10 protein-coding genes and 1 riboswitch are annotated in these 11,691 nt (G+C 72.1%); of the genes, 8 read left to right on the top strand and 2 right to left on the bottom strand.

Features of this window, described 5'->3' with window-relative positions; all coding sequences use genetic code 11:
• The first annotated feature begins 33 nt into the window (after positions 1-33).
• From AB0E62_RS10890 to AB0E62_RS10905, 4 genes are all read left to right on the top strand, one after another.
• On the top strand, positions 34-1,101 hold the full coding sequence (locus AB0E62_RS10890) for a Rieske 2Fe-2S domain-containing protein (protein WP_362190948.1): 1,068 nt from the start codon (positions 34-36) through the stop codon (positions 1,099-1,101).
• Positions 1,098-2,753: a cytochrome bc complex cytochrome b subunit gene (locus AB0E62_RS10895; protein ID WP_362190950.1), complete on the top strand. Its 1,656-nt coding sequence runs from the start codon at positions 1,098-1,100 to the stop codon at positions 2,751-2,753. The genes AB0E62_RS10890 and AB0E62_RS10895 overlap by 4 nt, the downstream gene beginning before the upstream one ends.
• Before the next feature lie 111 nt (positions 2,754-2,864).
• Entirely contained in the window at positions 2,865-3,929 is a 1,065-nt protein-coding gene (gene trpD, locus AB0E62_RS10900) for an anthranilate phosphoribosyltransferase (RefSeq protein ID WP_362190952.1), read from the top strand.
• A gap of 79 nt (positions 3,930-4,008) precedes the next feature.
• A riboswitch (SAM riboswitch) is annotated at positions 4,009-4,125 on the top strand.
• 155 nt (positions 4,126-4,280) lie between these two features.
• Entirely contained in the window at positions 4,281-5,642 is a 1,362-nt protein-coding gene (locus AB0E62_RS10905; protein ID WP_362190954.1) for an aminotransferase class V-fold PLP-dependent enzyme, read from the top strand.
• 665 nt (positions 5,643-6,307) lie between these two features.
• Here AB0E62_RS10905 and AB0E62_RS10910 read toward each other — a convergent pair.
• A complete protein-coding gene (locus tag AB0E62_RS10910; RefSeq protein WP_362190956.1) occupies positions 6,308-6,589 on the bottom strand; it encodes an Lrp/AsnC ligand binding domain-containing protein in 282 nt (93 codons plus the stop codon).
• Complete coding sequence (locus AB0E62_RS10915) at positions 6,586-7,329, bottom strand: rhomboid family intramembrane serine protease (RefSeq protein WP_362190958.1); 744 nt, start codon at positions 7,327-7,329, stop codon at positions 6,586-6,588. Before AB0E62_RS10915 ends, AB0E62_RS10910 begins: the two co-directional genes overlap by 4 nt.
• A 152-nt stretch (positions 7,330-7,481) precedes the next feature.
• On the opposite strand from AB0E62_RS10915, the gene AB0E62_RS10920 reads away from it, so the two are divergent.
• The 4 genes from AB0E62_RS10920 (at position 7,482) to AB0E62_RS10935 (ending at position 11,666) form a co-directional block, all read left to right on the top strand.
• Positions 7,482-7,721 (top strand): hypothetical protein, encoded by a 240-nt coding sequence (locus tag AB0E62_RS10920; RefSeq protein WP_029382693.1) that lies wholly within the window; start codon positions 7,482-7,484, stop codon positions 7,719-7,721.
• Between the two features lie 49 nt (positions 7,722-7,770).
• A complete protein-coding gene (locus AB0E62_RS10925) occupies positions 7,771-9,114 on the top strand; it encodes an NYN domain-containing protein (RefSeq protein WP_362190960.1) in 1,344 nt (447 codons plus the stop codon).
• 211 nt (positions 9,115-9,325) lie between these two features.
• Positions 9,326-10,420, top strand: coding sequence for an NlpC/P60 family protein (locus tag AB0E62_RS10930; protein WP_362190962.1), 1,095 nt, complete (start codon positions 9,326-9,328; stop codon positions 10,418-10,420).
• A gap of 238 nt (positions 10,421-10,658) precedes the next feature.
• A complete protein-coding gene (locus tag AB0E62_RS10935; RefSeq protein ID WP_362190964.1) occupies positions 10,659-11,666 on the top strand; it encodes an NlpC/P60 family protein in 1,008 nt (335 codons plus the stop codon).
• Positions 11,667-11,691: the final 25 nt, after the last annotated feature.

The raw sequence follows: 11,691 nt of genomic DNA on the forward strand, positions 1-11,691 counted from the left end.
TGAATACACCAAACCACGGCGGTCTGGAGCACTATGGGAAACCGGGACATGCCGGAAGGGCGTCCGCGTGCCGAGCAGCCCGCCGGCGAAGGTGTGCACGGTGCCGTCTCCGTGGCCGACGAGGAGAACCCGTTCGCGGACCCGGGGCTGCCGCCGCACGAGCACCGGATCCAGGACATCGACGAGCGGGCCGCGAAGCGGTCCGAGCGCGCGGTGGCGTTCCTGTTCACGGTGTCGATGCTGGCCACCATCGGCTTCATCGTCGCCTACCTGCTGATTCCCCCCGGCAAGTCCGTCTTCGTCTTCCCGATCGGGCACCTGAGCGCGATGAACTTCGCGCTGGGCCTGACGCTCGGCGTGGCGCTGTTCTGCATCGGCGCGGGCGCGGTCCACTGGGCCCGCACCCTGATGTCGGACGTGGAGATCGCCGACGACCGGCACCCGATCGAGGCGTCACCCGAGGTGCGCGCGAAAGTCCACGCGGACTTCCGCCAGGGTGCCGCGGAGTCCGGGTTCGGCCGCCGCAAGCTGATCCGCACCACCCTGCTCGGCGCGATGGCGCTGGTGCCGCTGACCGGTCTGATGCTGCTCGGCGGCCTCGGACCGGCACCCGGCACCAAGCTGCGCCACACCCTGTGGGCCAAGGGCAAACGGCTGGTCGACATGAACACCGACCAGCCGCTGCGCCCGGAGGACGTGACCGTCGGCTCGCTGACCTTCGCCAAGCCCGACGGCCTCGCCGAACACGACGAGGACTTCCAGGACGAGATCGCCAAGGCCGCCCTGATGATCATCCGGTTCCAGCCCGGCGACATCAGGGACAAGCGCGAACTCGACTGGTCGCACCAGGGCATCGTCGCCTACTCGAAGATCTGCACCCACGTGGGCTGCCCGATCTCCCTCTACGAACAGCAGACGCACCACGTGCTGTGCCCCTGCCACCAGTCCACCTTCGACCTCACCGACGGCGCCCGAGTGATCTTCGGCCCCGCCGGCCACGCCCTGCCGCAACTGCGCATCGGCGTGGACAGCGAGGGTTACCTCCAGGCGCTCGGCGACTTCGAGGAGCCCGTCGGTCCTGCTTTCTGGGAGCGCGGATGAGTACTGCAGCGAACGAAACCCCACGGCCCGGGGCGGCCGGCCGCCGTCGCGGGACGGCACCGGCGGGCGAACGGCTCGCCGACTGGGCCGACGGCCGGCTGGGGCTCTACGCCCTGGCCAAGTCGAACATGCGCAAGATCTTCCCCGACCACTGGTCGTTCATGCTGGGCGAGATCTGCCTCTACTCCTTCCTGATCATCATCCTCACGGGTGTCTATCTGACGCTGTTCTTCCACCCGTCGATGAACGAGGTGGAGTACCACGGCTCTTACGTCCCGCTCCAGGGACAGCTGATGTCCGAGGCGTTCAGCTCCACCCTGCACATCTCCTTCGACGTGCGCGGCGGTCTGCTCGTCCGGCAGATCCACCACTGGGGCGCGGTCGTGTTCATCGCCGGGATGTTCGTGCACATGATGCGCGTGTTCTTCACCGGCGCGTTCCGCAAGCCGCGCGAGCTGAACTGGCTGTTCGGCTTCCTGCTGCTGTTCCTCGGCATGTTCACCGGCTTCACCGGCTACTCGCTCCCGGACGACCTGCTCTCCGGCACCGGTGTCCGCTTCATGGAGGGTGCGATCCTGTCCGTGCCGATCGTCGGCACGTACCTGTCGTTCTTCCTCTTCGGCGGCCAGTTCCCCGGTCACGAGTTCGTGGCCCGCTTCTACACCATTCACATCCTGCTGCTGCCGGGCATCATGCTGGGTCTGGTGGTGGCCCACCTGATCCTGGTCTTCTACCACAAGCACACCCAGTTCACGGGCCCGGGGAAGACCGAGAAGAACGTCGTCGGCATGCCCCTGCTGCCGGTCTACATGGCCAAGGCCGGAGGCTTCTTCTTCCTGGTCTTCGGCGTCCTCGCGGCCCTCGCCGCGGTCGCCCAGATCAACCCGATCTGGGCGATCGGCCCCTACCGCCCCGACCAGGTCTCCACCGGCGCCCAGCCCGACTGGTACATGGGCATGGCCGAAGGCCTCATCCGCGCCATGCCGGGCTGGGAGATCAACTTCTGGGGCCACACCCTCGTCCTGGGCGTGTTCATCCCGCTGGTCGTCTTCGGCCTGATCCTCGCGGTCATCGCGGTCTACCCGTTCGTGGAGGCGTGGATCACCGGCGACAAGCGCGAGCACCACATCCTGGACCGCCCGCGCAACGCCCCCACCCGCACCGCGTTCGGCGTGGCCTGGCTGACCGTGTACTTCGTGATGCTGATCGGCGGCGGCAACGACATCGTCGCCACCCACTTCCACCTGTCGATCAACGCCGTCACCTGGTTCGTCCGGATCGCCTACTTCGTCGGCCCGGTCATCGCCTTCCTCGTCACCAAGCGGATCTGCCTCGGCCTCCAGCGCCGGGACCGCGACAAGGTGCTGCACGGCCGCGAGACCGGCATCGTCAAGCGGCTCCCGCACGGCGAGTACATCGAGGTGCACGAACCGCTCAGCCAGGAGCAGCTGCACACCCTCACCTCGCACAAGCAGTACCCCCCGGCCGAGATCGGCCCGACCGTCGACGAGAACGGCGTCGAGCGCAAGGTCCCGGCCTCGGAGAAGCTCCGCGTGAAGCTGTCCCACGCCTACTACGGCGAGGAGAGCCAGATCCCCAAGCCGACCGTCGACGAGTACAAGACGATCGCGAGCGGCCACGGCCACCACTGACCCACCCCGCACGCCGAGGGGCCCCGTCCGCGACCCGGACGGGGCCCCTCGGCGCGTGCCCGGCTGGATAGGGTGGTGTACGACGAGCAGGCATCTGGACAAGGAGCGGCAATGAGCGCTGTGACCCCCGCTGGAGGCGACACCGCGGCGGGCCGCTCCTGGCCCGTCCTGCTGAACGGCCTGCTGGAGGGCCGGGACCTGTCCGCGGACGACACCGCCTGGGCGATGGACAAGATCATGCGCGGCGAGGCGACCGACGCGCAGATCGCCGGGTTCGCGGTGGCGCTGCGCGCGAAGGGACAGACGGTCGAGGAGATCACCGGCCTGGTCCGCACCATGTACCGGCACGCGAACGTGATCGAGGTGCCCGGCCGCACCGTCGACATCGTCGGCACCGGCGGCGACGGGGCCAAGACGGTGAACATCTCCACGATGGCCTCCCTCGTCGTCGCCGGCACGGGCGCCAGGGTCGTCAAGCACGGCAACCGGGCCGCGTCCTCGGCGTCCGGCTCCTCCGACGTGCTGGAGAAGCTCGGGGTCAACCTCGACCTCACGCCCCGCCGGGTGGCCGAAGTCGCGCAGGAGGCCGGGATCACCTTCTGCTTCGCCGTGAAGTTCCACCCCGCGCTGCGCCATGTCGGCGCCGCGCGCGGGCAGTTGGGCATCCGTACGGTGTTCAACCTGCTCGGTCCGCTGACCAACCCGGCCCGGGTGCGGGCCCAGGCGGTCGGCGTGGCCGTCGCCCGCGAGGCCCCGATCGTCGCGGGCGTGCTCGCCGAACGCGGAAACTCCTCGCTGGTCTTCCGCGGCGACGACGGGCTGGACGAGCTGACCACGACGGCCACCTCCCGGGTCTGGGTGGTGCGCGACGGCAAGGTGGCCGAGGAGTCCTTCGACCCCCGGGACGTCGGCATCGGCCTGGTTCCGGTGGAGGCGCTGCGCGGCGGTGACCCGGCGTACAACGCCCAGGTCGCCCGCCGGCTGCTGGACGGCGAGCGGGGTGCCGTACGGGACGCCGTCCTGCTGAACTCGGCGGCGGCGCTGGTGGCCCTGGACCCGACGGACGAGCCGCTCGCCGACCAGATCCGCGCGGGGCTCGCGAAGGCCGCCGAGTCCGTCGACTCCGGCGCGGCCGGGCGGGTGCTGGAGCGCTGGGTGGCCGCCAGCAACGCCTGACCCGGCGCCGGTTGTACCGTCCCGCGATCCGGACACCGGGTTGCGGGACGGCGATCACTTCACGTACGTTCCTGTACCAGGTCATGAGTGACAGTCATGAGGCCCCGGCCGACTGTCCGGCAACCCTCCGTCCGTGGCGGGGTGCCCCGGGTGAAGACCAGGCCGTGGACAGCAAGGTCCACGGCAAGCGCGGATCCCTCGTGCCACCAGGGATCCTGGTCGTCGAGGAGTCTTCCGTGAGCAAGCGAATGCTTTAGGGCCGCAGAGCCCCGCCTCCGCACACCCTTTTCTCTCCTTGTTTCCCTTCCTCGCCTTCCTCGTCTTCCTTGTATTCCTTCACGGGAGTCCGCCATGTCTGTCTGCACCGCTGCCGCCGACCAGTCGCTTTGCACCCCTCTGCCCGTTCTGGGGCGAGATGTCACCGTTCCGTTGGTCACCGGGGGAGAGGTGACCTACGCGGCCCTGGACTACGCGGCCAGCGCCCCCGCCCTCCAGCGCGTCTGGGACGACGTCGCCGCCTACGCCCCGTACTACGGCAGCGTCCACCGCGGGGCCGGCTACCTCTCCCAGCTCTCCACCGACCTGTTCGAGAACGCCCGCAAGACGGTCGCCGAGTTCCTCGGCTGCCGGGCCGGCGACCAGGTGGTCTTCACCCGCTCCACCACCGACTCCCTGAACCTGCTGGCCCGGGTGGTCCCGGCCGGCTGCCAGGTGTTCGTCTTCGAGACCGAGCACCACGCCTCCCTGCTGCCCTGGCAGCACGCGGACGTCACCTACCTCGACGCCCCGCGCACCCCCGGCCAGGCCGTGGAGATCCTGGAGCGGGCCCTCGCCGACCGCGACCCGTACGGCCCCGCCCTGGTCTGCGTCACCGGCGCCTCCAACGTCACCGGCGAGCTGTGGCCGGTGCGCGAACTGGCCGCCGCCGCGCACGCCCACGGCGCCCGGATCGTCCTGGACGCCGCCCAACTCGCCCCGCACCACCCGGTCTCCGTCGCGGACCTCGATGTCGACTGGATCGCCTTCTCGGGCCACAAGCTGTACGCCCCCTTCGGCTCCGGTGTCCTGGCCGGCCGCGCCGACTGGCTCCAGGCGGCCGAGCCGTACCTCGCGGGCGGCGGCGCCAGCCGCCGGGTCAGCCGGCGCGAGGACGGCGGGGTGGCCGTCGAGTGGCACGAGACCGCGGCCCGTCACGAGGCCGGCTCCCCGAACGTCATCGGCGCCTACGCCATCGCCTCCGCCTGCAAGGCCCTCACCGAGGCCGGCTGGGACACCCTGGTCGCCCGGGAACAGCACCTGATCGCCAAGGTCCGCGCGGGCCTGGCCGACGTCCCCGAGGTGCGCGTGCTGTCCCTGTTCGGCGACGACGCCCCGCGCGTCGGTGTCCTCTCCTTCGTCGTCGACGGCTGGAACAGCTCGCACTTCGCCGCCGCGCTCTCCGCCGAGTACGGCATCGGCGTCCGCGACGGCCTCTTCTGCGCCCACCCGCTGCTGCGCACCCTGCTCGGCACCGACCCGGGGACCCAGGGCGAGTGCGGCGCACCCGAGGCGGCCCCCGGCGAGAAGTCCCTCAACGCCATCCGCGTCAGCTTCGGCGCGGGCACCCCCGACGAACACGTGGACCGCTTCGTGAACGCCGTCCGCGAACTGGTCCGGGACGGCGCGAAGTGGCAGTACCGCACGGAGGAGGGCCGCTGCGTGCCGGCGGTGTGAACGACGCCCCCGGATCCCGTCTCCCGCGGGGGAGCCGTGGTCATGGCCGGGGGCCGCTGGGGCGGCGGGCATCCCGTGGTGCCGGTGCGAGGGCCGGGTACCGGCCGCCCGCCGAGGGGCCGTCGCCCGGCGTGGAACGCGCCGCGGCGGCCGTGCCGCGCCGACGGTACGACCTGGGCGGACGGCTTCGCCGTCCGTGCCTCCGGCCGCGTCCCGCGCGCGGCCTTCCGGGACGGCTCCGAGCACCGGCGGCGCCACGCCGGGCCGGTCCTGCCGTGCGGCGGCGCCCTGCCGGCGCTGGACGCGCAGGTGGTCGCGGGTACCCGCGTGCGGACCGTCGCCCTCGTCGGCACCACCCTGTCCGCACCCTGTCCGCGGAGGTTCCCGCCGGACGCCAGGGCTTGCGGACCGGCGGTGGACGGCGGCTGTGACGCCGGGAGGCAGACGCCGGGACGGTCCCGAGGGCCACCGGCTCCGCATCCGGCACGGACTTCGCGGTCCGGGCGGCCGACGGCTCCCGGGCCGGGCCCACGGCCTGGCGGGCGGTCCGTGCACGGTGGTGGCCGGCGGCCAGGTGTGCGCGCGACCCAGAGCACGCCCCGGTCGTCCGCGGCGGTCGCTCCCGCGCCCCCCGGGCACCGGCGGCGCGGCGGTGGAGGCAGGGCCTAGCTGTCCAGGCCGATCGCGAACGCGGCCTCCAGGTCGTGCTGGGAGTAGGTGCGGAAGGCGACGTGGGTGTCAGTGCCCTGCACACCGGGGATCTTGCTGATGCGGCCGGGGATGACCTCGGCGAGGTCCTCGTGCCGGGCGACCCGGACCATGGCGATCAGGTCGTACGTGCCGGTGACCGAGAAGACCTCGCTCACGCTGTCCAGCGCGGCGATCCGCTCCGCGATCTCGGGGATCCGGTCCACGCTGGTCTTGATCAGAACGATCGCGGTGATCACGGTTGTCTCTCTCCCTCGGTGACCGGAGCCGGTGCGTCCTTCACTCTAGTGGTACGTCCGTAGCGCACCCACGCGTAGCCGAAGCCGAGGCCGAAGCCCACCAGGTGGGCGAGGTAGGCCACCCCGGGCCCGTCGGGGGCGCGCTCGGCCGCCAGCCACTGCAGGGCCGCCCAGCAGGGCAGCACGATCCAGGCCGGGAAGCGCAGCGGCAGGAAGAACAGGAACGGCAGCAGACTGGTCACCCGCGCTCGGGGGAACAGGTACAGGAAGGCTCCGAGGACCGCCGAGACCGCACCGGAGGCACCGACCAGCGACTGTCCGGAGGTGGCGTTGGCCGCCGCGTAGCCGAGCAGGGCGCCGCAGCCGCAGCCGACGTAGAAGAGGGTGAACTCCACCCGGCCCATCCGCTCCTCGGTCATCGCCCCGAAGACGAAGAGGAAGAGCATGTTGCCGAGCAGGTGCACCCAGCTGCCGTGCACGAACAGCGCGGTGGCCGGGGTGAGCGCGGCCCCGGCCGGCCCGTCGAACAGCTCGGCCGGGACCACGCCCCAGCGCCGGAAGTACGCCCGCTGCGCTGCGAGCAGCGCGTCCCCGGTGCCGTACCCCGGCACCAGCCCGGAGGCCGGGCCGAGGGCGAAGATCACACAGCACAGGGCGATGAGGCCGCACGTCACCGGCGCCGGGGTGTCCCGGACCGCCCTGAGGGTCCTGCCGGCCGCCGTGCTCCTGGAGCTGATCATGACTACAGAGCATGACGTAACGGGACGCAAGCTGACAGACCGCCTCGCCGCTGTGAACGGACGGGCGGCGGGCACCCGCCAGGCCGTAGGGTTACGAGCCACACGCGTCGGGGAGCGGCGCGGACCGACACGAGAAGGAGCGGACCAGCGCGATGACGGTTCCCCTGCCGACCGCCACGACCCGGTGGCGCTGCGCCCTCTGCGGCAACCTCACCCGTTTCGACGTGACCCGCTCGTCGAAGGTCGTCGAGTACGTGCACCTGGACCTGGCCGGTGAGCCGACGGTGGAGGAGCGCGAGGTGGTCAGTGAGACCATCGAGTCGGTGCGCTGCCGCTGGTGCAACGCGGTGGACCAGGTGGAACTCGTGGACAGGCCGGGCGCCGGCTCCTGAGCGGAGCGGCCCCCGGAGAGGCTTTTTCCGGTATTGGGGTGTGTGACGGATGGTGGAGACCGCAGGCGGGGGGCCGGAGGACGGCACCGCCGAGGTGCTTGACCGTCCGCTGCCCGACGGCGTGCGCCGACGGGTCGTGCAGATCGTCTCGGACGGTTTCGGCGGGCTGACCCTGGCGGAGCTGCCCGCCCAGCTGAGGCAGTATGCCCGGTTCGCCCCGAACCGCCGGGCGAAGTTCGCCGGGAACGCGATGGCGGCGGCGCTGGAGACGGACGCGCTGTTCCGGCAGCGGATCGGAGAGCGTTTCCGCGAGGCGCAGCCGGAACTGGCCGGAGCCCTCGACGCCGGCTCCCCGCCCCCGGCCGCCGACCCGCTCGACGTGGCCGCCGCGGCCTATGTGCTGCGCCCGGCGGGCTGGGTGAAGCTGGTCACCGCGGCCGGCGAGGAGGCCCTGCGCGCGGACGCCGAGCGGGCCGGTGAGGAGAGCCGGGCCGAGCTGGAGCGACTGCGCGCCGAGCTGGCGCAGGCCCGCGACCACACCCGCGCCGAGACCGAACGGCTGCGCGCGGAACTGGAGTCGGCGCGCAAGGAGGCCGAGTCGCTGCACCGCAAGCTGCGTGCCGCGCTCAGCGACGTCAAGCGGGGCGAGGCCGCGCTGCGCAAGGCGCACGGCGAGATCGACGCCGTACGCGCCGAGGCGCACGCGCGGGCGTCGGCCGCGGAGAGCGAGTCCCGGCGGCTCAAGGCCCGCCTCGGCGAGGCCGAGGCCGCGCTGGAGGCCACCCGCCGGGCGGCCCGGGAGGGCCGCAGCGTGGAGGACATGCGGGTACGGCTGCTGCTCGACACCCTGCTGGACGCCACCCAGGGGCTCAGGCGGGAACTCGCCCTGCCGCCGGTGTCGGTGCGCCCGGCCGAGACGGTCGACGCGGTGGAGCCGGGCCGGATGACCCCGAAGGACATCGCGGCGCGCGCCCTGTCGGAGAACGACCCGGCCATTCTCGACCAGTTGCTGGCCCTGCCGCAGGCGCATCTGGTCGTCGACGGCTACAACGTGACCAAGACCGGCTATCCGCAGATGCCGCTGGAGAAGCAGCGGCTGCGGCTGCTGGGCCAGCTCTCCGCGCTCGCCGCGCAGACCGGGGCCGAGGTCACCTGTGTCTTCGACGGCGCCGAACTGGCCGCGCCGGTGCTGCTCGCGCCGCCGCGCGGGGTGCGGGTGCTGTTCTCCAAGCCGGGTGTCACCGCCGACGAGCTGATCCGGCAACTGGTGCGCGCGGAGCCGCCGGGGCGCCCGGTCATCGTCGCCTCCACCGACCGGGAGGTCGCCGACGGCGTCGCCAAGGCGGGCGCCCGGCCGGTGGCTTCCGCGGTGCTTCTCAAGCGGCTGTCCTGAAGGTCCAACCGGCGGGGGTTGCGCCCGAATTGGACGTATCGTCACGCGACGTAGTGTCAGATGTGCCTCACCGCGTGTGAGTTATGTGCAAAGAATGCAGGACGTGGCGGGTTTTTTTGCCGTGAGGATTTGAACTGATCACAACTAGGTCACTAGGGTCTGGCTCGAACCTCCGAACGGGTGATCACTCTCAAGAAGGAGTTCCCCCTCCGTGGCGTCCCATCGTCGACCCAAGCAGCCGAGTCGCACCCGCGTGACCGTGCTGACCACCGCAGCCGCCGCTGCCGTCGCGCTCAGCGCGAACGCCGCCAACGCCGCTCCCAGCGAGAAGCTGAGCAAGGACGAGGTGAAGGCGAAGGTCGACAAGCTCTACGAGCAGGCCGAGCAGGCGACCGAGAAGTACAACGGCGCCAAGGAGAAGCAGCAGAAGCTGCAGAAGGAAATCTCCACCATCCAGGACAACGTCGCCCGCGGCCAGGAGGAGCTCAACAAGCTGCGCGACGGCCTGGGTTCGCTGGCCACCGCGCAGTACCGCTCCGGCGGCATCGACGCCTCGGTCCAGCTGTTCCTGTCCTCCGACCCGGACGACTACCTCGACAAGGCCTCCACGCTCGACCAGTTGAGCAGCCAGCAGGTCGACGCGCTGAAGAAGATCCAGGACAAGCAGCGCGAACTCGCCCAGGAGCGGGCCGAGGCCACCGAGAAGCTCAAGGACCTCTCCGCCACCCGCACCGAGCTGGGCAAGAAGAAGAAGGAAGTCCAGAGCAAGCTCGGCGAGGCCCAGCGGCTGCTGAACACCCTGACCGCCAAGGAGAAGCAGCAGCTCGCCGAGCAGGACCAGAAGCGCGCCCAGGAGAGCCAGAAGCGCGCCCAGGAGAGCCAGGAGCGCGCCAACCGCTCCACCGGCGGCGGCAGCGAGCGTCCCGACCTCGGTGAGTCCGTGCCCGCCTCCAACCGGGCCCAGGCGGCCTTCGCCGCCGCCCAGACCAGGCTCGGCTCGCCGTACGTCTACGGCGCCACCGGCCCCTCCTCCTTCGACTGCTCGGGCCTGACCTCCTGGGCCTACGCCCAGGCCGACGTCTCCATCCCGCGCACCTCCGAGGCGCAGTCCCAGATCGGCACGCGGATCACCTCGGTCAGCGACCTGAAGGTCGGCGACCTGGTCTTCTTCTTCAACGACCTGCACCACGTCGGTCTGTACGCGGGCAACGGCCAGGTCCTGCACGCCCCGCGCACCGGCACGGTCGTCCGCTACGAGTCCATGAGCACCATCGGCGGTCCGTTCATGTGGGGCGTGCGCGTCTGATCCGCCCGCGACACACGGACACGGTGGCGCCCGAACGGGCGAATCACCCGAGCCGGAACTGACCCCGCGCCCCGCCGTTGACCTGCGTCAGCGGCGGGGCGTCAGCATGTGTTGACGCCGAGGTCTTTGGTCCGGGCCCCCGCGCGCGGCTACTGTCTGCCGCGTTTCCCCGGCGCCGGGGCCTCCCCGTCCCCGGCGCCGGGGAAACGGTCCGACGTCCGCCAGCAGAAGGACTGCCGTGGGGTCCCACCGCCGCCTTGCACCCTCCGGATTCGACCGGGGCGCCGCCGCCCTGTGCGTGCTGTCGGCCGCCGCGGCGCTCGGCGCCGTACCGGCGCACGCGGCACCGGGCGGCGGGAGCCGCGCCGAGGTGGACCGGCTGTACGCGGAGGCCGAGAAGGCGACCCAGGCCTACGACCGGGCCGACGAGCGCGCCGGTGAACTGCGCCGGCACCTGCGCCTCGCCCGGGACCACCTGGCCCGGCAGCAGCAGCGCGTCAACGACCTGCGCGAGCAGCTCGGTTCGCTGGCCGGCGCCCAGTACCGGTCCGGCGGCATCGACCCGGCCGTCGCCCTGTTCTTCTCCGCCGACCCCGAGGACTACCTGGACAAGGCGGCCACCCTCGACCGCCTCGGTGCCCGCCAGGCCGGCCGGCTCAGGGAGTTGCGGGCCGCGCTGCGCGAACTGGCCCAGGAACGCGCGGAGGCCGCCGGCACCCTCGCCGAACTCGAGCGCAGCCGCCGGGCGGTGGCCGCCCACAAGCGGACCGTGGAGCGCAAGCTCGCCCGGGCCCGGCAGCTGATCAACGCCATGCCCGCCGGCGAACGCGCCGCCCTGGCCCGCGCCTCCCGCGGCAGCCGCCCGGACCTGCCCGCTCCGGCCGCCGCCGATGCCCCCGCCGGCCGGGCCGCCGCCGCCCTGGCCGCCGCCCGCGCCGCCCTGGGCCGCCCCTATGTGTGGGGCGCCAACGGCCCCACGGGCTTCGACTGTTCGGGCCTGACGCAGTGGGCGTACGCGCACGCCGGCGTCCGGCTGCCGCGCACCTCACAGGAGCAGCGGTTCGCCGGCCGGCGGGTCCCGCTCGCCCAGGCCCGCCCCGGCGACCTGGTCGTCTACCGCTCCGACGCCAGCCACGTGGCGCTGTACGCGGGCCACGGCCAGGTCATCCACGCGCCCTATCCCGGCGCCCCGGTGCGCTACGACCCGGTCGGCATGATGCCGGTCTCCTCGGTCACCCGGCCCTGACCGCGCCCCGCGCCGTACGATCGGG

This window comes from Streptomyces sp. NPDC038707 (assembly GCF_040636485.1).
Taxonomy (GTDB): domain Bacteria; phylum Actinomycetota; class Actinomycetes; order Streptomycetales; family Streptomycetaceae; genus Streptomyces.